A 26,255-nucleotide genomic window follows, 5' to 3' on the forward strand; every position below is an offset into this window, starting at 1 on the left:
GCCCGGTTACATTCCGAACCCGGAAGCTAAGCCTTACAGCGCCGATGGTACTGCAGGGGGGACCCTGTGGGAGAGTAGGACGCCGCCGAACAATTTTTGATGAGGGTTGGACCCGGAACTTGTGTTCCGGGTCCAACCCTTTTTTGTTGGGCGTCACTTGAAGTTCACGTTGCGCGCGCAGCATCCCCTTATGAGTACTGCTGCGATGCTCAGGGCCGCCGGCGTGGGTCTCGGCGACGAGGTGATCGTGCCGGCCTTCGGGAACGTCGAGGTCGCCGAAGCCGTGACACTGGCCGGTGGCCTTCCGGTCTTCGCCGACATAGATCCGGTGACGTACTGCCTGGACCCCATATCCGTGGAGGCCGTGGTGACTTCGCGGACCGCGGCCGTCGTGGCCGTCCACCGGTTCGGGCGGCCCGCCGACATGCCACGGCTGATCGAAGTGGGACAGCGGCACGGGCTGCTGGTGCTTCAGGAAGGCGAGTCCGAACCGCCGTACGACGAGACGGCGCAGCGGCGGCAGCGGGCGGCGTACCTCGACGAGCGGTTGAAGGGAGTCGTCCCGCCCGCGACGAGTGTGGGGCACGCCTACCAGCAGTACGTCGTGCGGGTGCCGGGGAACGGCCGGCCGGACCGGGACGCGTTCGCACGAGCCGTGCGGGCCAGGGGAGTCGACTGCCGGGTGCCGGTGAAGACGCCTGTGCACCGGCTGCCGGAATTCCGCCGCTGTGTGGCTCTTCCGGAGACCGAGCGGGCAGCCGACGAGACACTCGCCCTGCCGGTCGACGCGGCGTTGACGAAACGGGACATGCAGCGGATCGTGGCCGCCTGCAATGCCCTCGGCGGACTGCTTCGTTCTGCCGTCTGAACGAGTTTGGGAATACCGGTCCGTTCGGGGTACGATCTACTCAGTTGCTGCGGGGGAAACCCCGAAAAGCGACCGGCCCCTATAGCTCAGTCGGTAGAGCGTCTCCATGGTAAGGAGAAGGTCAACGGTTCGATTCCGTTTGGGGGCTCGGAAGAAAAGACCCCCGCCCTACCGGGCGGGGGTCTTTTGCGTGTGATGACAAGTGAACCGGATTTCCCGGCCGGGGCCGGGAAATCGGCTCAGACGTTGTGCAGACCCGGGACGCGCATGGCGAGGATGGCCATGTCGTCGGACGGGGCGTCGGCGGCGAAGCGTTCCACGGCACGCATGATGCGGGCGGCGACCGCGCCGGCCGTGAGGCCCGTACATGTCGTCAGGACGTCGGCGAGTCCGTCGTCGCCCAGCATGCGGGTTCCTTCGCGCCGTTCCGTCACGCCGTCCGTGACACAGAGGAGGACGTCGCCCGGGTCGAGCGTGACGGTCTGCTCGTAGAGCTCCAGGTCCTCCAGGACGCCCAGCAGCGGCTGGGGTTCGGCCGCGGCCTCGACCGTGCCGTCCTGGCGCAGCCGCAGAGGAAGCGGGTGGCCCGCGCAGACCACCTTCAGTTCGGCGCTGCCGTCGGGCTGAGGACGCAGCTCGCCGTACAGGAGGGTGAGGAAACGGCTTCGGGCTCCCTCGTCCAGGATCGCGGAGTTGAGGCGCTCCAGGACCGCGGGGCCGCTGAGGCCCTCCCGGGCCAGCAGACGCAGGGCGTGCCGGGCGAGGCCCGTGACCGCCGCCGCGTTGGGCCCCGTACCGCAGACGTCTCCGATGGCGAAGCCGTAGGCGCCGTCGCTGATGGGGAAGACGTCGTAGAAGTCGCCGCCGACCTCGTTGCCCTCGCCGGCCGCGCGGTAGATGACCTCGACCTCGACACCGTCGATCTGGGGGAGTTCGGGCGGCAGGAGGCTGCGCTGGAGGGACTGGCTGATGGCCGTGCGCTCGGAATAGAGACGGGCGTTGTCGAGGGCGAGGGCGGCCCGGCGGCTCAAGTCCTCGGCCAGTTCCAGGATTTCCTGCCGGAAGTGTTCGTCGGTGGGCTTGCCGAGGGTCAGCATGCCGATGACGCGGTTGCGGGCGACCAGCGGCAGGACGACCGTCTCGCCGCCGACCGCGCCGGCCGTGGCGAGGGTGGTGCCGATGCCGGAGCTGACGGTGGCCGGCCTGCCGAGGCCGAGGCTGCGCATGGAGGTGCGCAGGGCCGCCTGGTGGGCGACTTCCGCGGGGGCCGTCCAGACGCGGGCACCGGGCGTCGGGACCGGGTCGGGCGGGGAGATCTTCGACAGCAACGACTTGATGCCGTCGATGAGTTCCTCGTCCTCGTGCAGGACGTACGACAGATACGGCTCGGACGCCTGGTCGGCGATCGTGTAGACGGCGCACCAGGTGGCCAGGGTCGGCACGGTCATCTGGGCCATCAGGGCCAGGGTCTGGTCGCGGTCCAGGGTGCCGGCGAGGAGGTCGGACGCCTCGACGAGGAAGCTGAGCGAGCCGCGGCGCAGCCGCTCCAGCTCGCCGAGGCGGGCCGACTCGACGGCGAGCGCGATGCGGTCGGCGGCGAACTGCAGGCGCAGTGCCTCTTCGTTGGAGTAGCGGCCGGGAGCTTCGGCGGCGACGCCGAGGGAGCCGGTGAGACGGCCCTCCACCTTGAGCGGCACGGTGACGACCGAGCGCATGCCGGTGCCGTCCAGCAGGGGCACGGCGCCGGGGACGGCGGTGAGGTCGTCGTGGACGGCGGGCATGCGGGCGGAGCCGTAGCGGCCGGGCCCGGCCTCGACGGGGACGCGGGCGAAGCGCTGGCGCGCGGAGGGCAGGCCGGTGGAGGCGCGGACCTCCAGCTCGGTCTCGTCGTCGGTGGCGAGCAGGAGGAACGCGGAGTCGGCGTCGAGCATGTCGCGGGCGCGTTCCACCGTGCGCTGCAGGAGCCCGTCGAGGTCGTCGGGGGCGGGGGAGCCGATGAAGACCTCGAACGGGTCGGTGCTCTTGCCGTCGCCGGAATGGCCGGCGTCGCCGGTGGTGGCGCGCAACGGGGTCTGGAGCACGGCGCGTTCATGGTCGCGGACCAGGAGACAGACCGTGGAGGGCTCGCCGCCGGTGTCGCGGACGCGGAGGTGGGAGGCGTAGACGGGGACGACTCTGCCGGTGGCGGCGCGGATGCCGTAGCTGCCTTCCCAGCGGGAGAGCTGGAGCGCCTCGGCGACGCCGGTGCTGGTGCCCGGGGTGTGCGGCCAGGCGGCGAGGTCGGCGAGAGGTTTGCCGGTGACCTGGTCGGTGGTGTAGCCGAACAGTTCCTCCGCGTCCTCGTTCCAGGCGGTGATGGCGCCGACACGGTCGATCTGGACGACGGCGACCCGGACGCGGCCGTCGGCGAGCGGCAGCAGATCGGCGGGCAGGGAGGGACCGGCGGCGCGGGTGCCCACGGGACGCTGCGGCAGTTCGAGCTGGAACCAGACCTGCTTGTGCGTCGGGGTGTACTCCACGCCCCAGCGGCCGGCGAGGGCCGCGCAGAGCTGGAGGCCGCGGCCGCCCTCGCGGTCGGGGCTGCCCATGGTGACGGCGGCGTTCTGGAGGGGGATCTCGCGTTCGGGGTAGTGGTCGGCGACCTCGATGCGTACGCCGTCCTCGGAGCGCAGGCACAGCACGTCGGCGGAGGTGCCGGCGTGGACGACGGCGTTGGTCACGAGTTCGCTGGTCAGGACGACGGCGTCGTCGACGATGTCGGCGAAGCCCCAGCCCTGGAGGGTGTCGCGGACGAAGGAACGGGCGGAGGCGACCGAACGTCCGACGGGCTCGAAGCTGGCAGCCGCGCGCGCGGTGATCACGGAACTCCTCGGCCGGTTGTCGGTGTGCTGGGCTGCCCCGTCCGCCGGTTCCTGGCGCGTCTGCGCGGGCAGCGTGCTGTCCGGCCGGGGTTCCGGGGGCTGGGCTCCCGGGATCAGTCCGGTGGTCATGTGTGCGGCCGCCCCTCCGATGCCCCTCGTTTCCGTGCCACCGCCCAGACCGGACGGACCGGCGTGGCTGGACAGCCGCATGCAAGGTTACTTACCTTCCCCGCCCGAGCGGATGCCGGTCGCCGGTGTTTTACGTCCGGAGGGTGTGCGGACGATGTGCGAAGCTGCCGAACTGTTATGGCCTGGTTCGGCCGGGGTGAAACACTGGGCGGGCTTGTGGTGGAAGTGCGGGCAGCCCGAGTGGCCTCCCCGATCGGTGGGCAGTCATCCCTGATGGGCTCGTGCGCCGGCCGGTGACCGTCGGTGACGTACGGCTTTCGAACTGCACCCGAGCCCGGCAGCAACGGTCGACCCCTGCGGGAGGGACACAGTGGAGTCTGGCGCAGCGACGCGGGAAACAGGGCGGGGCACGACGTCGCGTGATCGGCGCAAGGCGCGAGGCGGGACCACCTCTGTGGACACGGCTGCCCTGAACCGGCTGCTGGCGGCGCTGGTGTCGATGCGGGACGGGAACTTCCGCAAGCGGCTCACGGTGTCCGGCGACGGCGTGATGTCGGAGATCGCGGCGGTCTTCAACGAGGTGGCCGACCGCAATATGCATCTGACCGGCGAGCTGTCGCGGGTGCGGCGGATGGTGGGGCGTGAGGGCAAGCTCACCGAGCGCCTGGAGACCGGGGCCTGCGAGGGGTCCTGGGCGGCCGCGATCGACGCGTCGAACGCGCTGGTCGACGATCTCGTGTGGCCGGTCTCCGAGGTGGGACGGGTGCTGTCGGCGGTGGCCGAGGGTGATCTGTCGCCGCGGATGGAGCTGCGGACCCAGGGCCCGGACGGGAGCGGGCATCCGCTGCGGGGGGAGTTCCTGAAGGTCGGGCGGACCGTCAACAATCTGGTCGACCAGCTGTCGACGTTCACCGACGAGGTCACGCGCGTGGCCAGCGAGGTGGGCACCGAGGGCAAGCTGGGCGGTCAGGCGCAGGTGCGCGGGATGTCGGGTTCCTGGAAGGACCTGACGGAGTCGGTCAACACCATGGCCGACCGGCTGACCGCGCAGGTGCGGGACATCGCGCTGGTGACGACGGCGGTCGCCAAGGGCGATCTGTCACGGAAGGTGACCGTCCATGTCGCCGGCGAGATGCTGGAGCTGAAGGAGACCGTCAACACGATGGTCGACCGGCTCTCGGCGTTCTCGTCCGAGGTGACGCGGGTGGCCCGGGAGGTCGGCACCGACGGGATCCTGGGCGGCCAGGCGCAGGTGCCCGGGGTGGACGGGGTGTGGAAGGAACTCACCGACTCGGTGAACACCATGGCCGGCAATCTGACGGCCCAGGTGCGCGGGATCGCCGAGGTCACCACGGCGGTGGCCAACGGTGATCTGTCGCGGAAGGTGACCGTTCCGGCGCGGGGCGAGGTCGCGCAGCTCGCCGAGACGATCAACCAGATGACCGAGACGCTGCGGATCTTCGCGGACGAGGTCACGCGCGTGGCCAACGAGGTCGGTTCCGAGGGGCGGCTGGGCGGCCAGGCGAACGTGCCGGGTGCCGCGGGCACCTGGAAGGACCTCACCGACTCCGTCAACACGGTGTTCCGGAATCTGACCATTCAGGTGAGGGACATCGCTGCCGTCACGACGGCGGTGGCGAGCGGTGATCTGTCGCAGAAGGTCACCGTGGACGTGGCCGGCGAGATGCTGGAGCTGAAGAACACCGTCAACGGCATGGTGGACCAGCTGTCGGCGTTCGGCTCCGAGGTGACGCGGGTCGCGCGGGAGATCGGTGTCGAGGGAGAGCTGGGCGGCCAGGCGCAGGTGACGGGAGCGGCGGGGACGTGGAAGGACCTCACCGACTCCGTCAACACGGCGTTCCGCAACCTCACCGGACAGGTGAGGAACATCGCCCAGGTGACGACGGCGGTGGCCAACGGCGATCTGTCGCAGAAGGTCACCGTGGACGTGTCCGGCGAGATGCTCCAGCTGAAGAACACCGTGAACACGATGGTGGACCAGCTGTCGTCGTTCGCCGACCAGGTCACGCGGATGGCCCGGGAGGTCGGAACGGAGGGCCGGCTGGGCGGTCAGGCACGGGTGGACGGGGTGTCCGGCCGCTGGAAGGAGCTGACCGACTCCGTCAACTCCATCACCGGCAATCTGACGTCGCAGGTGCGCCAGATCGCCCAGGTGACGACGGCGGTGGCGCGCGGTGATCTGTCGCAGAAGATCACCGTGGACGCGCGCGGCGAGATCCTGGAGCTGAAGAACACCATCAACACGATGGTCGACCAGCTCTCCGCCTTCGCCGACCAGGTGACCCGGGTGGCCCGCGAGGTGGGTACGGAGGGCCGGCTGGGCGGTCAGGCGCAGGTGCCCGGCGTCGCGGGCGTGTGGCGTGATCTGACCGACTCGGTGAACGGCATGGCCGGGAACCTGACGGCTCAGGTACGGCAGATCGCCCAGGTCGCCACCGCGGTGGCGCGCGGTGATCTGTCGCAGAAGATCACCGTGGACGCGCGCGGCGAGATCCTGGAGCTGAAGAACACCCTGAACACGATGGTCGACCAGCTGTCCTCCTTCGCGGAGGAGGTCACCAGGGTGGCCCGCGAGGTGGGCACCGAGGGCAAGCTGGGCGGTCAGGCCGAGGTGCAGGGGGTCTCCGGCACCTGGAAGGACCTGACCCAGTCGGTGAACTTCATGGCGAACAACCTCACCGTGCAGGTGCGCAGCATCGCCGACGTCACCACCGCGGTCGCCAAGGGCGATCTGTCGAAGAAGATCACCGTCGACGCCAAGGGCGAGATCCTCGAACTGGTCACGACCGTCAACACGATGGTGGACCAGCTGTCCAGCTTCGCCGAACAGGTGACCAGGGTGGCCCGTGAGGTGGGCACCGAGGGCATCCTGGGCGGCCAGGCGCACGTGCCGGGTGTCACGGGCATCTGGAAGGACCTGAGCGACAACGTCAACCTGATGGCCAAGAACCTGACCATGCAGGTGCGCAACATCTCCCAGGTCGCCGCGGCGGTCGCCAACGGCGATCTGACGCGTACGGTGACGATCGAGGCGGACGGCGAGGTCGCGCAGCTCGCGGACACCTTCAACACGATGGTGAAGACGCTGAGTTCGTTCGCGGAGCAGGTCACCAAGGTGGCCCGTGAGGTGGGCACCGACGGGATCCTGGGCGGTCAGGCGCATGTGCCGGGCGTGGCGGGCACCTGGAAGGACCTCACCGAGTCGGTGAACCAGATGGCGTCGAACCTGACCGGCCAGGTCCGCAACATCGCGATGGTCACGACGGCCATCGCGAAGGGCGATCTGACCAAGAAGATCGACATCGACGCCCGTGGCGAGATCCTGGAGCTGAAGACGACGATCAACACGATGGTCGACCAGCTGTCCAGCTTCGCCGAGGAGGTCACCCGTGTCGCCCGCGAGGTGGGTACGGAGGGACAGCTCGGCGGTCAGGCACGTGTGCGTGACGTGGACGGCACCTGGCGTGACCTGACGGAGTCCGTGAACGAGATGGCCGGGAACCTGACCCGGCAGGTGCGCGCCATCGCGCGGGTGGCGACGGCGGTGACCCGCGGCGACCTGAACCTGAAGATCGACGTGGACGCGTCCGGCGAGATCCAGGAACTCCAGGACTACATCAACAAGATGATCGCCAACCTGCGCGACACCACGATCGCCAACAAGGAGCAGGACTGGCTGAAGGGCAACCTCGCCCGGATCTCCGCGCTGATGCAGGGCCGCCGCGACCTGGACGACGTCGCCTCGCTGATCATGAGCGAGCTGACGCCGGTGGTCTCCGCGCAGCACGGGGCGTTCTTCCTTGCGCTGCCGCTGATGGACGAGCAGGACCTGGCCGCCGACAGCGAGGACCAGTACGAGCTGCGGATGCTGGGGTCGTACGGCTACTCGATGGGCTCCATGCCGACGTCGTTCCGGCCCGGTGAGGCGCTGGTCGGCACGGCGGCCATGGAGAAGCGCACGATCCTGGTGGAGAACGCGCCGAGCGGCTACCTGAAGATCTCCTCCGGGCTCGGTGAGGCGCCGCCCGCGCAGGTGATCGTGCTGCCGGTGCTGTTCGAGGGCAAGGTGCTGGGGGTGATCGAGCTGGCGTCGTTCACCCCGTTCACGCAGATCCAGCGGGACTTCCTGAACCAGATCGCGGAGATGATCGCCACCAGCGTCAACACCATCTCGGTGAACACCAAGACCGAGGTGCTGCTGAAGCAGTCGCAGGAGCTGACGGAGCAACTGCGCGAACGTTCCGCCGAGCTGGAGAACCGGCAGAAGGCGCTTCAGGCGTCCAACGCCGAACTGGAGGAGAAGGCCGAGCTGCTCGCCCGGCAGAACCGCGACATCGAGGTGAAGAACACCGAGATCGAGGAGGCGCGGCAGGTCCTGGAGGAGCGGGCCGAGCAGCTGGCCGTCTCCATGCGCTACAAGAGCGAGTTCCTCGCCAACATGTCGCACGAGCTGCGCACCCCGCTGAACTCGCTGCTGATCCTCGCCAAGCTGCTCGCCGACAACGCGGAGGGCAACCTCACCCCGAAGCAGGTGGAGTTCGCCGAGACGATCCACGGGGCGGGTTCCGACCTGCTCCAGCTGATCAACGACATCCTCGATCTGTCGAAGGTCGAGGCGGGCAAGATGGACGTCTCCCCGACGCGTATCGCGCTGGTGCAGCTGGTCGACTACGTGGAGGCCACTTTCCGGCCGCTGACCGCGGAGAAGGGCCTGGATCTGTCGGTGCGGGTCTCGCCCGAGCTGCCGGCGACGCTGCACACCGACGAGCAGCGGCTGCTCCAGGTGCTGCGCAACCTGCTGTCGAACGCGGTGAAGTTCACCGATTCGGGGTCGGTGGAGCTGGTGATCCGGCCCGCGGTCACGGATGTCCCGGTGGGGATCAGGGAGCAGCTGCTGGAGACGGGGTCGCTGAGCGATCCGGACGCCCGGCTGATCGCGTTCTCGGTGACGGACACGGGCATCGGGATCGCGGCGAGCAAGATGCGGGTGATCTTCGAGGCGTTCAAGCAGGCGGACGGCACGACGAGCCGCAAGTACGGCGGCACCGGCCTCGGGCTGTCGATCTCGCGGGAGATCGCCCAGCTGCTCGGCGGCGAGATCCACGCGCAGAGCGAGCCGGGCCGCGGCTCGACGTTCACCCTGTACCTGCCGCTGCACCCGGGCGAGCTGCCGCCGCACGGCTACCAGCAGCCCGCTCTGCCCTCCGGGCAGGCTTCCGCGGGCACGCCGGAGCTGCTGCCCGAGCCGGCGATCGAGACGCCGGCGGAGGTGAAGTCGTACCACGAGACGCAGAACGGTGCCGCGGCGCTGTTCCGGCGGCGCCGCCGGGCCGTGTCCGCGCACGGCGGCGACCTGGGCGACCGGTGGGTGGCGGCCGAGCAGGAGCCGGCGCCGCAGCCGCGCGGCGGTATCCGGTTCGCCGGGGAGAAGGTCCTGATCGTCGACGACGACATCCGCAATGTCTTCGCGCTGACGAGCGTGCTGGAGCAGCACGGTCTGTCGGTGCTGTACGCCGAGAACGGCCGTGAGGGCATCGAGGTGCTGGAGCAGCACGACGACGTGGCGGTCGTGCTGATGGACATCATGATGCCGGAGATGGACGGGTATGCCACGACGACGGCGATCCGCAGGATGCCGCAGTTCGCCGGGCTGCCGATCGTGGCGCTGACCGCGAAGGCGATGAAGGGCGACCGGGAGAAGGCGATCGAGTCGGGTGCCTCCGACTACGTGACCAAGCCCGTGGACCCCGATCATCTGCTGTCGGTGATGGAGCAGTGGATGCGCGGCGAGTGAAGGACCGCAGGTGGGGACGGCCGGCGGGAACTCTGTGTGTTCACACGGAGTTGCCGACCGGATATGCCTGACGCCGTGTAGAAGTACGGGATCCGGGGAACCTTCTGGTCTCACGCTGCGTTTCTGGTATGTGCACAGTGACATCGCGGTGACAGGGTGTGGCGACGGGCGGGGTGCGGCTACGATGACCGGCACGAGGACGGGCGGCGAAAGGGAGTCGTCCCCTGGGGCGGCATCCGAGGGTGCCACCCCGAGTCCTGAGGACAGGGGAGGCCCCACGCCGGGGCGAGGAGGGCGGGCCATGGTGCAGAAGGCCAAGATCCTCCTGGTCGATGACCGGCCGGAGAATCTGCTGGCGCTGGAGGCGATCCTCTCGGCGCTCGATCAGACGCTGGTTCGGGCATCGTCCGGGGAGGAAGCGCTCAAAGCACTGCTCACGGACGACTTCGCGGTCATCCTGCTGGATGTCCAGATGCCGGGCATGGACGGCTTCGAGACGGCCGCGCACATCAAGCGCCGCGAGCGCACCCGGGACATCCCGATCATCTTCCTCACGGCGATCAACCACGGGCCGCACCACACCTTCCGCGGCTACGCGGCGGGCGCGGTGGACTACATCTCCAAGCCGTTCGACCCGTGGGTGCTACGGGCGAAGGTGTCGGTGTTCGTCGAGCTGTACATGAAGAACTGCCAGCTGCGTGAGCAGGCGGCCCTGCTGCGCCTCCAGTTGGAGGGCGGTGGCGGCAAGGCCGGCGCGGTCGGCCCCGGCAAGGAGTCGGCGGGTCTGCTGGCCGAGCTGTCGGCGCGGCTCGCGGCCGTCGAGGAGCAGGCCGAGGCGCTGTCCAAGCAGCTCGAGGGCGATTCCGCGGACGCCGCGGCGGTGGCCACGGCCGCCCATCTGGAACGCAAACTCACCGGGTTGCGGCGGGCGCTGGACGCGCTGGAGCCGGGCACGGGCGGCCCGCCCGCGCTGCCGTCGCAGAACTGACGCCCGTCGGGCGCGAAGAACTGACCGTTTTGAGGGGCTTCTTGGCCCGGCGTCAGTTCTGTGCGCCCGCAAGGGCGACACGAACGGGTGAAGCACTGGGCACACGTGTCCGCAGTCGCCTCCACAGGTAACCTCACACCCATGGCCTCACGTCCCTCCGCAGCCAAGAAGCAGCCCGCCGGTAAGGCGGCCGCTCCCGCGAAGGCTCCGGCGAAGAAGGCCGCCGCGAAGAAGGCCCCGGCCCGCAAGGCGGCGGCCAAGAAGCCGGCGCCCAAGCCGGCGCCGAGTCCGACCGGGGGTGTCTACCGGCTGGTGCGCGCCCTCTGGCTCGGCCTCGCGCACGCGGTCGGCGCCGTGTTCCGCGGCATAGGGCAGGGTGCCAGGAACCTCGACCCGGCCCACCGCAAGGACGGCGTCGCCCTGCTGCTGCTCGGTCTCGCCCTGATCGTCGCCGCGGGCACCTGGTCGAATCTGCGCGGACCCGTCGGCGACCTGGTCGAGATGCTGGTGACCGGCGCCTTCGGGCGGCTGGACCTGCTGGTGCCGATCCTGCTCGCGGTGATCGCCGTGCGGTTCATCCGGCACCCGGAGAAGCCGGAGGCCAACGGCCGGATCGTGATCGGGCTGTCCGCCCTGGTGATCGGCGTGCTCGGACAGGTGCACATCGCCTGCGGCTCGCCCGCCCGCGAGGCCGGCATGCAGGAGATAAGGGACGCCGGCGGACTGATCGGCTGGGCCGCGGCCACCCCGCTGACGTTCACCATGACCGAGGTGCTCGCCGTACCGCTGCTGGTGCTGCTGACGGTCTTCGGCCTGTTGGTGGTGACGGCCACTCCGGTCAACGCCGTCCCGCAGCGGCTGCGGCTGCTCGGGGTGAGGCTGGGCGTGGTGCACGACCCCGCCCCGCAGGAGTACTCCGACGACGAGGAGCGCTACGACGAGCAGTGGCGCGAGTCGCTGCCCGCGCGCCCCCGCAGGCGCGGATCCGCCCCCGAGGCGTACGACCCCGGGGCCGCGGAGGAGGAGGCGCTCTCCCGGCGCCGCGGCCGGCCCCGGAGCCCCTCCGTGCCGCAGCCGGCGACGGACCGGCGGATGGACCCCGTGGACGTCGCGGCGGCCGCCGCCGCGGACCTCGACGGGGCCGTGCTGCACGGCATGCCGCCCTCGCCGGTCGTCGCGGACCTCACCCAGGGCGTCACCGCCGGCGACCGCGAGGGCACCGCCCCGACGCCCGTGCCGGCCCCGGCCGGACGGCGGCAGGGGCGGACCGGATCGGGAGCCGTCCCCGACCTCACCAAGGCGCCGCCCGAGGAGCACCGGGACCTGCCGCCGCGTGCGGAGCAGCTCCAGCTGTCCGGCGACGTCACCTACTCGCTGCCTTCGCTGGACCGTCTCACCCGGGGCGGGCCGGGCAAGGCGCGCAGCGCCGCCAACGACGCCGTCGTGGCCTCGCTGACCAACGTCTTCACCGAGTTCAAGGTCGACGCGGCCGTCACCGGTTTCACCCGCGGTCCGACGGTCACGCGCTACGAGGTGGAGCTGGGCCCGGCGGTGAAGGTCGAGCGGATCACGGCGCTCGCCAAGAACATCGCGTACGCCGTCGCCAGCCCGGACGTGCGGATCATCAGCCCGATCCCCGGGAAGTCGGCGGTCGGCATCGAGATCCCGAACACCGACCGGGAGATGGTCAACCTCGGCGACGTGCTGCGGCTCGCGGAGTCCGCCGAGGACGACGACCCGATGCTGGTCGCCTTCGGCAAGGACGTCGAGGGCGGCTATGTCATGCACTCGCTGGCGAAGATGCCGCACATGCTGGTCGCCGGCGCCACCGGCTCCGGCAAGTCCTCCTGCATCAACTGCCTGATCACCTCGGTCATGATGCGGGCGACCCCGGAGGACGTCCGCATGATCCTGGTCGACCCCAAGCGGGTCGAGCTGACCGCCTACGAGGGCATCCCGCACCTGATCACGCCGATCATCACCAATCCCAAGCGGGCCGCCGAGGCGCTCCAGTGGGTCGTGCGCGAGATGGACCTCAGGTACGACGACCTCGCGGCCTACGGGTACCGGCACATCGACGACTTCAACAGGGCCGTGCGCGAGGGCACCGTGAAGCCGCCCGCGGGCAGCGAGCGGGAGCTCCAGCCGTATCCGTATCTGCTGGTGATCGTCGACGAGCTGGCCGACCTGATGATGGTGGCGCCCAGGGACGTCGAGGACGCGATCGTGCGCATCACCCAGCTCGCCCGTGCGGCGGGCATCCATCTGGTGCTGGCCACCCAGCGGCCGTCCGTGGACGTCGTCACCGGTCTGATCAAGGCGAACGTGCCCTCCCGGCTCGCCTTCGCCACCTCCTCGCTCGCCGACAGCCGGGTCATCCTGGACCAGCCGGGCGCGGAGAAGCTGATCGGCAAGGGCGACGGGCTGTTCCTGCCGATGGGCGCGAACAAGCCCACCCGTATGCAGGGCGCGTTCGTCACCGAGGCCGAGGTGGCGGCGGTCGTGCAGCACTGCAAGGACCAGATGGCGCCGGTCTTCCGGGACGACGTCACCGTGGGGACCAAGCAGAAGAAGGAGATCGACGAGGACATCGGCGACGACCTCGACCTGCTGTGCCAGGCCGCCGAGCTGGTGGTCTCCACCCAGTTCGGGTCGACGTCCATGCTCCAGCGCAAGCTGCGCGTGGGCTTCGCGAAGGCCGGCCGGCTGATGGACCTGATGGAGTCACGGAGCATCGTCGGACCGAGCGAAGGGTCCAAGGCACGTGACGTTCTTGTGAAGCCCGACGAGCTGGACGGCGTGCTGGCGGTGATCCGTGGAGAGTCTGACGGGTAGGCGAACGGCTGCTCGCGCGGGTGGGTCCCGGCCGGAGGACACCGGTCCGAGACAGGCCGGATGTCGGATCGTGACTCACCCGTAAGGGATCATTGAGCAACCGTTTCCCTGCCTCGCACGTCAAGTTGAGCGAAGTGACCAAGAGGTACCCGACCATCGGCGTGACCGGCCATTCCGATGGCGTACAAAGTCTTACCGCCCGGTTGCCCCAACCCTTTTGCACCCCCCTAGACTGAACCTCCAGCACAGGCGGCTCACGCTCGAAAGGCGCCCCCGTGTCCATCGGCAACTCCCCTGAAGACGAGCGTCCGTTCGAAGACGTTTCCGAGGAAGCCCGCCCCTCCGTCGGCCGTGCGCTGCGTGAAGCGCGGATCGCGGCCAAGATGACCGTCGACGACGTCAGCACCGCCACCCGGGTCCGCATCGCGATCGTGCACGCGATCGAGCAGGACGACTTCACGCCCTGCGGCGGCGACGTCTACGCCCGTGGCCACATCAAGACCCTGGCCCGGGCCGTCCGTCTCGATCCGGCGCCCCTGCTCGCGCAGTACGACGCCGACCACGGCGGCCGCCCGGCGCCCACGCCGGCCGCGCCGCTGTTCGAAGCCGAACGCATCCGCCCCGAGCGGCGCGGACCCAACTGGACCGCGGCGATGGTCGCCGCGATCGTCGCCGTGATCGGTTTCGTCGGCTTCACCGTCGTCAAGGGCGGCGGTTCCGGCTCCGGCACCGACGAGGTCGCCGAGGGCACCACGCCCACCGCGGGCAGGACCGCCTCGCCCTCGGCCGGCAGCAAGAAGCCGGCCGCCCCCAAGCCCGACCCGACCGAGAGCGCCATCGCCGCGGCGCCCCAGGACAAGGTCACCGTCCGGGTCAGCGCCGCCGACGGACGCAGCTGGGTCGCGGCCAAGGACCACAACGGCCGGCTGCTGTTCGACGGACTGCTCAAGCAGGGCGAGTCCAAGACCTTCCAGGACAGCTCCAAGATCAACCTGGTGCTCGGCGACGCCGGCGCGGTCCAGCTCTACGTCAACGGCAAGAAGATCGACGACAACTTCCAGCCCGGCGCGGTGGAGCGTCTGACCTACACCAAGGGCGACCCGCAGATCGGCTGAGCGGGGGCCTTCGGGCCGGATCGGGACGGGGTTGGCCAAGATCGGCCAACCCCGTCGACGTGGGGTGTCGCCGGGACGAAGTAGTCTTGAGCCCATGCCTGAACGCCGTACCGTCGCACTCGTCACACTTGGCTGCGCCCGTAACGAGGTGGACTCCGAGGAGCTCGCGGGCCGTCTGGAGGCGGACGGCTGGCAGCTCGTGGAGGACGCCGCACACGCGGACGTCGCCGTCGTCAACACCTGCGGATTCGTCGACGCCGCCAAGAAGGACTCCGTCGACGCCCTGCTGGAGGCCAACGACCTCAAGAACCACGGCCGCACCCAGGCCGTCGTCGCGGTCGGCTGCATGGCCGAGCGGTACGGCAAGGAACTCGCCGAAGCCCTCCCCGAGGCCGACGGCGTGCTCGGCTTCGACGACTACTCCGACATCTCCGACCGCCTGCAGACCATCCTGTCCGGCGGCATCCACGCCGCTCACACCCCCCGCGACCGCCGCAAGCTGCTGCCGATCAGCCCGGCCGAGCGGCAGGAGTCGGCCACCGAGGTCGCCCTGCCCGGACACGGCCCCACCGACCTCCCGGACGGCCTCGCGCCCGCTTCCGGCCCCCGTGCGCCCCTGCGCCGCCGCCTGGACGGCGCCCCGGTCGCCTCGGTGAAGCTGGCCTCCGGCTGCGACCGGCGCTGCACCTTCTGCGCCATCCCGTCCTTCCGCGGCTCCTTCATCTCGCGCCGGCCCTCGGACGTCCTGAACGAGACGCGGTGGCTGGCCGAGCAGGGCGTCAAGGAGATCATGCTGGTCTCCGAGAACAACACCTCCTACGGCAAGGACCTGGGCGACATCCGCCTGCTGGAGTCCCTGCTGCCCGAGCTGGCCGAGGTCGACGGCATCGAGCGGGTGCGGGTGAGCTACCTCCAGCCGGCCGAGATGCGCCCCGGCCTGATCGACGTGCTGACCGGCACACCGAAGATCGCCCCGTACTTCGACCTGTCCTTCCAGCACTCCGCGCCCGACGTGCTGCGCGCGATGCGCCGCTTCGGCGACACCGACCGCTTCCTGGAGCTGCTCGACACCATCCGGAGCAAGGCGCCCGAGGCGGGTGTGCGGTCCAACTTCATCGTGGGCTTCCCCGGCGAGACCGAGGCCGACCTGGCCGAGCTGGAACGCTTCCTGAACGGCGCGCGGCTGGACGCCATCGGTGTCTTCGGCTACTCCGACGAGGAGGGCACCGAGGCGGCCACGTACGGCAACAAGCTCGACGAGGACGTCGTCGCCGACCGTCTCGCGCACATCTCCCGGCTCGCGGAGGAACTCGTCTCGCAGCGCGCCGAGGAGCGCGTCGGCGAGACCGTCCGGGTGCTCGTGGAGTCGGTCGACGAGGAGGAGGGCGTCCACGGCCGCGCGGCCCACCAGGCGCCCGAGACGGACGGCCAGGTGCTTCTCACGAGCGGCGAGGGCCTGGGCATCGGCCGTATCGTCGAGGCGAAGGTGGTCGGCACCGAGGGTGTCGACCTGGTGGCCGAGCCTCTGCCGGGCTCGCACGCGTGTAGTGAGGAGGCGGGCAGATGACCGGAGTCCCGGCATCCGCCGCGGGCGGCTCCTCCAAGGCGGGCCCCTCCCGGACCGGACCGGCCAAGGCCGGCGCGACCACGGCACCCGGGGCCGGCGCGACCGCGGCGGGCGGCGGTACGGAGAACGTGTCCACGGCGGGCGGTGCGAAGGGCATGTCCATGGCGGGCGGCGCCGAGAGCGAGAGCGGCGCCAGGCCCGGGCGGGGCGGCAAGCTGGCGGCCGCGGCCGTCAACCAGGCGAGCGTCTGGAACATCGCCAACCTGCTGACCATGCTCCGGCTGCTGCTGGTGCCCGCCTTCGTCGCCCTGATGCTGGCCGACGGCGGCTACGACCCCGCCTGGCGCTCGTTCGCCTGGGCGGCCTTCGCCATCGCCATGATCACCGACCTGTTCGACGGACATCTGGCGCGCACGTACAACCTGGTCACCGACTTCGGGAAGATCGCAGACCCCATCGCCGACAAGGCCATCATGGGGGCGGCGCTGATCTGTCTGTCCTACCTCGGCGATCTGCCGTGGTGGGTGACCGCGGTGATCCTCGGCCGGGAACTCGGGATCACGCTGATGCGTTTCCTCGTCATCCGGTACGGCGTCATCCCGGCGAGCCGCGGCGGCAAGCTGAAGACGCTCACCCAGGGCGTGGCCGTGGGGATGTACATCCTGGCCCTGACGGGGTGGCTGGCCACGCTGCGCTGGTGGGTGATGGCCGCCGCGGTCGTCCTGACCGTCCTCACCGGGCTGGACTATGTGAGACAGGCCATTGTGCTGCGCAGGCGCGGAATGGCCGAGCGCGCCGGAGCCTCGGAGGAGACCGAAGCGTGAATCCCACGGCCGCCGACGTCGTGCGACTACTGACGGTGAGGGGCGAGACGGTCGCCGTCGCCGAGTCGCTGACCGGCGGACTGGTCGCTTCCGAACTGACCGCGGTCGCCGGGGCGTCCTTGGCCTTCCGTGGCTCGGTGACGGCGTACGCGACTCCCCTCAAGCATGAACTGCTGGGCGTCGACGCCACTCTCCTGGAGGAGCGCGGGGCGGTGGACCCGCAGGTCGCGGCACAGATGGCGGCCGGAGTGCGCAAGGCGCTGGGCGCCGACTGGGGCCTCGCGACGACCGGTGTCGCCGGCCCCGAGCCGCAGGACGGCAAGCCCGTCGGCACCGTTTTCGTCGCCGTCGACGGTCCCCGCGGCGTGAGCCCCGTTTCCGCCGGTGGCGGAAAAGTGGAGGCGCTGCGGTTGAACGGCGACCGTGCGGAAATCCGTATGGAGAGTGTACGGAGCGTACTCGCCCTGCTTCTGAGGGAGCTTACGGGCGAACAGACCGGGAATGAGCGGGCACAGGATACGGAACAGAACGGGGGGTTTTGATGTTTGCAGCCCTGAGTGAACACGACATCGCTCCCCGCACGGCCGCGGCGCGAGGCGGTACGGTGGGGCGTGAAGGATGCGGTTTCGCGGTCCGAGGAGGGAGCCACCGATGATTCTGCTCCGTCGCCTGCTGGGTGACGTGCTGCGTCGGCAGCGCCAGCGCCAGGGCCGTACTCTGCGCGAAGTCTCCTCGTCCGCCCGAGTCTCGCTCGGCTATCTCTCCGAGGTGGAGCGGGGGCAGAAGGAGGCTTCCTCCGAACTGCTCTCCGCCATCTGCGACGCGCTGGACGTACGGATGTCCGAGCTCATGCGGGAAGTGAGCGACGAGCTCGCCCTCGCCGAGCTGGCCCAGTCCGCTGCGGCCACCCCCAGCGAGTCCGTGCCCACGCCGGTACGACCGATGCTGGGCGCCGTGTCGGTGACCGGTGTGCCACCGGAACGGGTGACCATCAAGGCGCCCGCCGAGGCGGTGGACGTCGTCGCCGCGTGAGTGCGCGGGCCGAAGCGATCTGATGCTGTGAGGCCCCGGTCGGGGCCCCTCCGGATGAACCGGAGAAGTCCCGACCGGGGCCTTTCGCGTGTCCGAGGGTGTCCGTGGAGCCTCTGGCCTGAGCCGGGACGGGCTGTTTTGCTCCATTTGCCGGGTTCGGGCCGGACGGTCATCGTGGAGGGACGTGTCCGTCGCGATCCACGGAGATGTTGCATGTACGTCGTCAAGAGCCCGCTGTCCGACGCCGATCTGAAGATCGTGTCCGAGGCGCTCCAGGGTGCCCTCGTCGATCTCGTGGACCTGTCCCTGGTGGCCAAGCAGATCCACTGGAACGTCGTCGGGCCGCGCTTCCGGTCGGTGCATCTCCAGCTCGACGAGGTCGTCGCCGTCGCCCGGACGCACTCCGACACGGTCGCGGAACGGGCCTCGGCGCTCGGTGTGTCACCCGACGGCCGTGCCGCGACGGTGGCCGGCGGCAGCGGCGTCGGTGCGGTGCCGGGCGGCTGGGTGAAGGACGGTGACGCGGTGGGTGTGCTCGTGGACGCCCTCGGAGCCGTGATCGGACGGATGCGGGAACGCGTGACGGCGACCGGGGAGGCGGACCCGGTGTCGCAGGACATCTTCATCGGGATCACGGCGGACCTCGAGAAGCACCACTGGATGTTTCAGGCCGAGAACGGGTGACGGTGGAGGCGGCGGCCTCTTCGGCGGCCGCCGCACGGCATCCGTGTACCGGGGTGCGCCCTGCCGCGGCGCCGGAGGTGTTCCTGGCGTCGGGGGCGGTGCCGGGCTGGAGGTGGGGTCATGGTGGGGCGGATGACACGCTGGACGGTCGGTCTCGGGCTGGGGGTGCTGTGGTGGTGGGCCGTGGCCCGGCTGGCGGTCGCGCCGGACGCGGGGGTGCTGGAAGGGGCCGTGGCGGCTGGGGGCTGGGGGCTGAGCCTGCTGCCGGTGCACTGCATGCCGAAGGGGCGGGCCGCGGGGGCCGTGGCGAAGGGGCGGTGGGTCCGGGCCTGGCGGACGGGAGCGGCCGGGCGGGAGGGCGACGCCGGGTAGGAGGTGTTTCTCCCGGGGTTCTCGCGTTCCGGGTTCTCGCGTTCCGGGTTCTCGCGTTCCGGGCTTTCGCGTTCCGGGCTTTCGCGTTCCGGGGCCGCGTCCTGGAGCCCGTTGCGGGCCCCTTTCGGGCCGGGGAAGTTCACCACGGCATGGCGACGCCGCCGTTCGGGCGGAGGATCTGGCCCGTGACGAAGGCCGAGGCGTCCGAGGCGAGATACAGGATCGTGTGGGCCACGTCCTCGGGCTCGCCCACGCGCCCCAGAGGCGATCTGCGGGCCATCAGAGCCTCGGTGCGGGCCTGCCCGGCCTCGTGACGGCCGGTCATGGCCGTGCGGATCCATCCCGGGGCGACCGCGTTGACACGGATGCCGTGCGGGCCGACCTCGGTCGCGAGGGTCCTGGTCAACTGGACCACGGCCGCCTTCGCGACGCCGTAGCAGAGCAGACCGGGCCCCCCGGTGTCGACCGCGCCCGAGGCCATGGTGACGATGCTGCCCCGGGTGCCCTGCGCGACCATCAGGCGCGCGGCCTCCTGGCAGGCGTACAGCACGCCCTTGAAGTTGACGTCCAGGACCCGGTCCAGGTCCTCGTCCCGGGTCTCCAGCACCGGGCTGCTGTGCATGATCCCCGCCACCGCCGCCATGATGTGCAGCTGCTCGCAGGACATGACGGCCTGCCCCAGCCGCGCGCGGTCGGTGACGTCGAGGTGGTGGGTGACGGCCGTGCCGCCCCCGGCCCCGATGAGGGCGGCCGTCTCGTCGAGGCCCGGCGCGTCGAGATCCGCGCAGTGCACGGTCGCGCCCGCGCGCGCGAGCAGGACCGCGCCGGCCCGGCCGATGCCGCTCGCGGCGCCGGTGACGAATGCGGTGCGTCCGGTGAGGTCGTACGCGTCGACGGCCATGGAGGGACCGTACGAGCGTATCTGACGGATCGTCAACTATTGCTGCGGGGCTTGTCCGGAGCTCGTCCTGGGCCTGTCCGGGAGCGCTGGGCGCCGCCGTGCCGCCGGTTCTTCCCCGGCTGTGGGCCTTCCAGGGTCACGAGTCTTCCCCGGCCTGTGGTGCGGTGGTCTCCGTGCGGTTGTGGGGGCTGCCGCCTCGGCGGAGGGCCCCGGCCGACGGGGTGCCGCCCGGCACGGGGGCCGGGCCCGGCTGGCAGACCGGGCACCAGTACGTGGGGCGCTCCCGTGAGCCGTCGCCCTGGTCGGCCAGGCGGACCGGGGTGCCGCAGCGCAGGCAGGGCCGTCCCGCGCGGCCGTACACGAACAGGTCCTGCCCACGTCGGCCGGTCGTCGCACGGACCGGGCGTTCTCGGTTGGCCTCCAGCAGCCGCTCGGCGAGTCCCGGAAGCGCGGCCGCGCGGTCGGCGGGGACGCCGCCGACGGGGAGCCAGGGCGTGACGCCGAGGAGGAAGCACAGCTCGCTCTTGTACACATTGCCGATGCCGGCGAGGTTGCGCTGGTCGAGCAGGGCCTCGCCGAGGGGACGGGCGGGGTCCGCGAGGAGATTGGCCAGGGCCTTGTCCGGGTCCCAGTCCGGGCCCAGCAGATCGGGGCCGAGATGGCCGACGACACGGTCCTCCTCCTCGGTGCGCAGCAGTTCGAGGACGGGGAGGCGGTAGCCGACGGCGGTGCGGTCGGCGGTGCCCAGGACGGCGCGGATCTGGTGCGCGGGCCCGCCGCTCCAGCGCTGTCCGGGCCGGAACACCTTCCAGGAGCCGTCCATCCGCAGATGCGAGTGCAGCGTCAGGCCGCCTTCGATCCGGGCCAGCAGATGCTTGCCGCGCGGAGTGACGTCCAGGACGGTACGGCCGGTCAGATCGGCCGTGGCGTACCTCGGGACCCTGAGGTCGGAGCGGATCAGCACCTGGCCCGCGAGGGCGGTGTGCAGTCTCTTCGCGGCCTGCCAGACGGTGTCACCTTCGGGCATGGGTCAAGGGTGGCACGGGCGGGGCGGGGAGGACGGTCCCTGCTCGTCGGCCGTCCGGTGGTGTGCGCCTCCTCACGCGCGCAGGCGCAGGCCGCGAGGGGTGGCGATGAAGCCCGCCCCTTCCAGGAGGGCGCCCAGGGGGGAGGTCAGGGCGGAGGCACCGTTGATGCGTTCCACCGTGACCGTGCCGAGGGAGCCTGCCCGGGCGGCTGCCGCGAGTGCCTCGGCGGCCTCGTGCAGCCGGGGGTCGTCGGGGACCGGGCCGCCGCCGGCGTCCGGGTCCGCGAGCCAGGCCAGCAGGGTCTTGCCGCCGCGCTCCATGTAGAGCGTCAGCTCGCCCTCGACCAGGACCACGAGCGAGCCCGCCTTGCGGCCCGCCTTGTGACCGGCGCCGGTCGGCGGCTCGGGCCAGGGCAGGGCGGCACCGTAGGCGTTGGCCGGGTCGGCGGCGGCCAGGACCACGGCGCGGGAGGCGGGGGCCGGACGTCTGCCGGAGCCCCGGAAGCCCGGGGGCCCGCCGCCTCGGCCGCCGGCGCCGGCCGTGCCGTACGGGCTGCTCGCGCCGTACGGGCTGGACACGCCGTACGGGCCGGACGAGGGCATCCGGTCGCGCGGGGAGGCGTGGCCGCCGGGGGCGGAGGGTGCTCCGGCGGACGGGAACGGGCCGGGAGAGGTGTCGTCGTCGGGGAAGGCGGGGAAGCCAGGGAACTCCGTGGTGCCGGGTGGGGCCGGGGCGCCGGGCGAGGCGGGGTCGTGCGGGCGGACGAAGCTGTCGTCGGCGAAGGGGGCCGTGGCGCCGTAGGCCGCTGCCGCGGTGCCCCGGCCGTGGGCGGGGTCCGGGGCGGACAGGCCGTCGCGGGCGTTGGCGACCGCGCGCAGACGGTCCACCGCGCCGTCCATCGCGAACTGGGCCGCGCCCAGGCCCTCGACCACGTAGCCGCGCCGGGCCTGGCCGCTCTCCTCGAAGACGGACAGCACCCGGTACGTGGCCGAGAAGCCGCCTTCCACGCCCTCGGAGGCGACCGCTCCCCGGGTCACCACGCCGTGCCGGTCGAGGAGGACCCGGGCCAGCGCATGGGCGCGCACGGTGGTGTCCGGGTCGCGCCGGGGGAGCAGCGACCAGCGGCCGGCGACCGTCGGGGGCCCGGTGCGGGAGGAGGGGCGGGCGGCGGCCGTCAGGGATCCGTAGCGGCCGCGCGGAACGGTGCGCCTGGCACGGTGGGCGGTGGATCCCGCCGTCCGGCCGGAGCCCAGCAGGGCCCGCATCGGTGCCAGCGTGTCGTTGGTGAGCCGGCCGGACCAGGACAGGTCCCAGATCGCGTCGGCCAGCTGGGGGTCGGTGGCCTCGGGGTGCGTGGTGGCCCGGACCTGGTCGGCGATCTGACGGAAGAACAGGCCATAGCCGCCGGACAGGGCGTCCAGGACCGACTGGTGCAGTGCCGTCAGCTCCAGCGGGTGCGGCGGGGGCAGGAGCAGCGGCGCTGCGTCGGCCATGTACAGCGAGACCCAGCCGTCCTTGCCGGGCAGCGAGCCCGCGCCGGCCCACACGACCTCGCCCGCGGAGGTCAGTTCGTCGAGCATCGCCGGGCTGAAGTCGCCGACCCGGGAGGGCAGGACCAGCTTCTCCAGGGCGGACGCGGGCACGGACGCACCCTGCAACTGCTCGACGGCCCGCACCAGTCCGTCGATGCCCCGCAGCCCGTGGCCCCTGCCGATGTGCTGCCACTGCGGCAGGAACTGGGCGAGCGCGGCAGGCGGCACCGGCTCCACCTCGTGCCGCAGCGCGGCCAGGGAACGCCGGCGCAGCCTTCGCAGGACCGCCGCGTCGCACCACTCCTGACCGATCCCTGCGGGGTGGAACTCGCCCTGGACGACCCGGCCGGACGCCGCCAGCCGCTGCAGAGCGCCGTCGGTGACCGCGACACCGAGGCCGAAACGCGCCGCGGCCGTGACCGAGGTGAACGGGCCGTGGGTGCGGGCGTGGCGCGCGAGGAGGTCGCCCAGGGGATCCTTCACCGGCTCGGTGAATGCCTCCGGGACGCCCACCGGCAGGGCGGTGCCGAGCGCGTCGCGCAGGCGGCCCGCGTCCTCGATCGCCGACCAGTGGTCGGTACCCGCGATGCGCACCCGGATGACACGGCGGGCCGACGCCAGCTCCTGGGCCCACTGCGGTTCGGCGCCACGCTCGGCCAGCTCCGCGTCGGTGAGCGGGCCGAGCAGCCTGAGCACGTCGGCGACGCCTTCCCCGTCCTTGACCCGCCGGTCCTCGGTGAGCCACTGCAGCTCCCGCTCCAGCTCGGTCAGCACCTCGGCGTCGAGCAGCTCGCGCAGCTCCGCCTGGCCGAGCAGCTCCGCCAGCAGCCGCGAGTCCAGCGACAGCGCGGCCGCGCGGCGCTCGGCGAGCGGCGAGTCGCCCTCGTACAGGAACTGGGCGACGTAACCGAAGAGGAGCGAACGCGCGAAGGGGGACGGCTCGGGAGTGGTGACCTCCACGAGGCGCACCTTGCGGGACTCCAGGTCGCCCATCAGCTCGGCCAGGCCGGGGACGTCGAACACGTCCTGGAGGCATTCGCGGACCGCCTCCAGGACGATCGGGAACGAGCCGAACTCGCTCGCCACCTCCAGCAGCTGGGCGGCCCGCTGCCGCTGCTGCCACAGCGGGGTGCGCCTGCCGGGACTGCGGCGCGGCAGCAGCAGCGCGCGGGCGGCGCACTCGCGGAAACGGGACGCGAACAGCGCCGAGCCGCCGACCTGGTCGGTGACGACCCGGTCGACCTCACCCTTGTCGAAGACGACGTCGGCCGCGCCGACCGGCGCCTGCTCGGCGTCGTACTCCGTGCCCGCCTTCAGGGGCTCCTGGTCGAGCAGGTCGAGGCTCATGAGGTCGGCGTCGGGCAGGCGCAGCACGATGCCGTCGTCGGCGTGCATCACCTGGGCGTCCATCCCGTAGCGCTCGGACAGGCGGGCGCCGAGCGCGAGGGCCCAGGGCGCGTGGACCTGCGCGCCGAAGGGGGAGTGCACGACCACGCGCCAGTCGCCCAGCTCGTCCCGGAAACGCTCGACCACGATCGTGCGGTCGTCGGGGACGTGGCCGCACGCCTCGCGCTGCTCGTCCAGGTACGACAGCACATTGTCCGCGGCCCAGGCGTCCAGGCCCGCGGCGAGCAGACGCAGGCGGGCGTCCTCCTTGCCGAGGGACCCGACCTCGCGCAGGAACGCGCCGACCGCGCGGCCCAGTTCCAGCGGGCGGCCCAGCTGGTCGCCCTTCCAGAACGGCAGCCGGCCCGGGACGCCCGGCGCGGGGGAGACCAGGACACGGTCGCGGGTGATGTCCTCGATGCGCCAGGAGCTGGTGCCGAGCGTGAACACGTCGCCCACGCGCGACTCGTAGACCATCTCCTCGTCCAGCTCGCCGACCCGGCCGCCGCCCTTCTTCGGGTCGGACCCCGCGAGGAACACCCCGAACAGGCCGCGGTCGGGGATCGTGCCGCCGGAGGTGACGGCGAGACGCTGTGCGCCGGGGCGGCCCGTGACCGTGCCGGCCACCCGGTCCCACACCACGCGCGGGCGCAGTTCCGCGAAGGCGTCGGAGGGATAGCGGCCGGCGAGCATGTCCAGCACGGCCGTGAACGCGGACTCGGGCAGCGAGGCGAAGGGCGCGGCGCGGCGGACCGCGGCCAGCAGGTCGTCGACCTGCCAGGTGTCCAGGGCCGTCATGGCCACCAGCTGCTGGGCCAGCACGTCCAGCGGGTTGGCGGGGACCCTCAGCGACTCGATGTCGCCGGTGCGCATCCGCTCGGTGACCACGGCGGCCTGCACCAGGTCGCCGCGGTACTTCGGGAACACCACGCCGGTGGAGACCGCGCCCACCTGGTGCCCCGCGCGGCCCACCCGCTGGAGTCCGGAGGCCACCGACGGCGGGGACTCCACCTGGACGACGAGGTCCACCGCGCCCATGTCGATGCCCAGTTCGAGACTGGAGGTGGCGACCACCGCGGGCAGGCGGCCCGCCTTGAGGTCCTCCTCGACCAGCGCGCGCTGCTCCTTGGAGACCGAGCCGTGGTGGGCACGCGCGATGACGGGCGGTGCACCCTGGACCGTGCCCGAGCCGCCCATCAGCTGGGCGGGGCCGTGATGCTCCTCCAGCGGCTCGCCGGTGGCCCGCTCGTACGCGATCTCGTTCAGCCGGTTGCACAGGCGCTCGGCCAGCCGGCGCGAGTTGGCGAAGACGATCGTGGACCGGTGGGACTGCACCAGGTCGGTGATCCGCTCCTCGACGTGCGGCCAGATGGAAGGACGCTCCGCGCCGGAGTCGCCGTCGACGGCGGGCGCGGCGCCCAGCTCGCCGAGATCCTCGACCGGGACGACGACGGAGAGGTCGAACTCCTTGCCCGACTCCGGCTGGACGATCTCCACCTTGCGGCGCGGGGACAGATAGCGGGCCACCTCGTCCACGGGACGCACGGTCGCCGACAGGCCGATGCGGCGGGCGGGCCTCGGCAGCAGCTCGTCCAGCCGCTCCAGGGAGAGGGCGAGGTGCGCGCCGCGCTTGGTGCCCGCGACCGCGTGCACCTCGTCGAGGATCACCGTCTCGATGCCGGTCAGCGCGTCGCGAGCGGCCGACGTCAGCATCAGGAACAGCGACTCGGGGGTGGTGATCAGGATGTCCGGCGGCCGTGCGGACAGCGCGCGGCGCTCCGCGGCGGGGGTGTCGCCGGAGCGGATGCCCACCCGCACCTCCGGCTCGGGCAGGTCCAGGCGGACGGACTCCTGGCGGATGCCGGTCAGAGGGCTGCGGAGGTTGCGCTCGACGTCCACGGCAAGGGCCTTCAGCGGTGACACGTACAGCACGCGGCAGCGCTTTCTGGGGTCGGCGGGCGGTGGCGCGGAGGTCAGCTGGTCCAGCGCGGCGAGGAAGGCGGCCAGGGTCTTGCCGGAGCCGGTCGGCGCGACCACCAGCACGTCCGAACCCTCACGGATGGCCCGCCACGCGCCCGCCTGGGCCGCGGTGGGCGCGGAGAAGGCCCCCGTGAACCAGCCGCGGGTCGCGGGGGAGAAGCCGTCGAGGGCCCGATGGGCGGCACTGACCATGCGTCCATCCTGCACCCGGCCACTGACAACAGCGCTGAGCTGGGCTTTCGGGCCCGCGCCGGGCAGGGGGCCACGGTGGTCCCGTCCTGCTCGGCCCCGTCCGTCTCCGCTCCGGGCAGGGACCGGCCGTGCGGACGCCCGTCGCC

General features: G+C 71.6%; 15 protein-coding genes, 1 tRNA gene and 1 rRNA gene. 13 read left to right on the plus strand and 4 right to left on the minus strand.

From position 1 onward, the window contains the following. The 3 genes from rrf to ACIQGV_RS00015 form a co-directional block, all read left to right on the plus strand. Positions 1-91: ribosomal RNA gene (rrf, locus tag ACIQGV_RS00005) — 5S ribosomal RNA — on the plus strand; the annotation flags it as partial. 114 nt (positions 92-205) lie between these two features. Beyond that, positions 206-868 (plus strand): DegT/DnrJ/EryC1/StrS family aminotransferase, encoded by a 663-nt coding sequence (locus tag ACIQGV_RS00010; protein WP_402489433.1) that lies wholly within the window; start codon positions 206-208, stop codon positions 866-868. 75 nt (positions 869-943) lie between these two features. Further along, positions 944-1,016 (plus strand) — tRNA-Thr (locus ACIQGV_RS00015). Positions 1,017-1,107: 91 nt separating this feature from the next. Here ACIQGV_RS00015 and ACIQGV_RS00020 read toward each other — a convergent pair. After that, positions 1,108-3,858 (minus strand): SpoIIE family protein phosphatase, encoded by a 2,751-nt coding sequence (locus ACIQGV_RS00020; RefSeq protein ID WP_402488129.1) that lies wholly within the window; start codon positions 3,856-3,858, stop codon positions 1,108-1,110. A gap of 370 nt (positions 3,859-4,228) precedes the next feature. On the opposite strand from ACIQGV_RS00020, the gene ACIQGV_RS00025 reads away from it, so the two are divergent. From ACIQGV_RS00025 to ACIQGV_RS00070, 10 genes are all read left to right on the plus strand, one after another. Continuing rightward, positions 4,229-9,673 (plus strand): HAMP domain-containing protein, encoded by a 5,445-nt coding sequence (locus tag ACIQGV_RS00025; RefSeq protein WP_402488131.1) that lies wholly within the window; start codon positions 4,229-4,231, stop codon positions 9,671-9,673. A gap of 301 nt (positions 9,674-9,974) precedes the next feature. Further along, positions 9,975-10,661 carry a two-component system response regulator gene (locus tag ACIQGV_RS00030; RefSeq protein ID WP_402488133.1) on the plus strand — a complete coding sequence of 229 codons (687 nt, stop codon included), beginning with the start codon at positions 9,975-9,977 and terminating at the stop codon, positions 10,659-10,661. 141 nt (positions 10,662-10,802) lie between these two features. Next, positions 10,803-13,496 (plus strand): DNA translocase FtsK, encoded by a 2,694-nt coding sequence (locus ACIQGV_RS00035; RefSeq protein ID WP_402488136.1) that lies wholly within the window; start codon positions 10,803-10,805, stop codon positions 13,494-13,496. 275 nt (positions 13,497-13,771) lie between these two features. Then, complete coding sequence (locus tag ACIQGV_RS00040) at positions 13,772-14,611, plus strand: helix-turn-helix domain-containing protein (protein ID WP_402488137.1); 840 nt, start codon at positions 13,772-13,774, stop codon at positions 14,609-14,611. Between the two features lie 94 nt (positions 14,612-14,705). Then, positions 14,706-16,178: a 30S ribosomal protein S12 methylthiotransferase RimO gene (gene rimO / locus ACIQGV_RS00045; protein ID WP_402488140.1), complete on the plus strand. Its 1,473-nt coding sequence runs from the start codon at positions 14,706-14,708 to the stop codon at positions 16,176-16,178. Beyond that, positions 16,175-17,002 carry a CDP-diacylglycerol--glycerol-3-phosphate 3-phosphatidyltransferase gene (pgsA, locus tag ACIQGV_RS00050; RefSeq protein WP_402488143.1) on the plus strand — a complete coding sequence of 276 codons (828 nt, stop codon included), beginning with the start codon at positions 16,175-16,177 and terminating at the stop codon, positions 17,000-17,002. Before rimO ends, pgsA begins: the two co-directional genes overlap by 4 nt. Next, entirely contained in the window at positions 16,999-17,544 is a 546-nt protein-coding gene (locus ACIQGV_RS00055) for a CinA family protein (protein WP_402488146.1), read from the plus strand. Before pgsA ends, ACIQGV_RS00055 begins: the two co-directional genes overlap by 4 nt. 109 nt (positions 17,545-17,653) lie before the next feature. Continuing rightward, the gene (locus ACIQGV_RS00060; RefSeq protein WP_402488149.1) at positions 17,654-18,034 is read left to right on the plus strand and encodes a helix-turn-helix domain-containing protein; all 381 of its coding nucleotides are present in this window, start codon (positions 17,654-17,656) and stop codon (positions 18,032-18,034) included. Positions 18,035-18,247: 213 nt separating this feature from the next. Beyond that, positions 18,248-18,718 carry a Dps family protein gene (locus ACIQGV_RS00065; protein WP_402488151.1) on the plus strand — a complete coding sequence of 157 codons (471 nt, stop codon included), beginning with the start codon at positions 18,248-18,250 and terminating at the stop codon, positions 18,716-18,718. Positions 18,719-18,850: 132 nt separating this feature from the next. Next, the gene (locus ACIQGV_RS00070; protein ID WP_402488153.1) at positions 18,851-19,090 is read left to right on the plus strand and encodes a hypothetical protein; all 240 of its coding nucleotides are present in this window, start codon (positions 18,851-18,853) and stop codon (positions 19,088-19,090) included. Positions 19,091-19,229: 139 nt separating this feature from the next. Here the strand turns inward: ACIQGV_RS00070 and ACIQGV_RS00075 are convergent, their stop codons facing one another. The 3 genes from ACIQGV_RS00075 to ACIQGV_RS00085 form a co-directional block, all read right to left on the minus strand. Then, on the minus strand, positions 19,230-19,991 hold the full coding sequence (locus tag ACIQGV_RS00075; protein ID WP_402488156.1) for an SDR family NAD(P)-dependent oxidoreductase: 762 nt from the start codon (positions 19,989-19,991) through the stop codon (positions 19,230-19,232). Positions 19,992-20,127: 136 nt separating this feature from the next. Beyond that, positions 20,128-21,018 (minus strand): Fpg/Nei family DNA glycosylase, encoded by an 891-nt coding sequence (locus ACIQGV_RS00080; protein ID WP_402488158.1) that lies wholly within the window; start codon positions 21,016-21,018, stop codon positions 20,128-20,130. 72 nt (positions 21,019-21,090) lie between these two features. After that, positions 21,091-26,109, minus strand: a complete 5,019-nt coding sequence (locus ACIQGV_RS00085; protein WP_402488161.1) for an ATP-dependent helicase — start codon at positions 26,107-26,109, stop codon at positions 21,091-21,093. Positions 26,110-26,255: the final 146 nt, after the last annotated feature.

The sequence above is a fragment of the Streptomyces sp. NPDC093094 genome, assembly GCF_044754345.1.
Classification (GTDB): Bacteria; Actinomycetota; Actinomycetes; order Streptomycetales; family Streptomycetaceae; genus Streptomyces.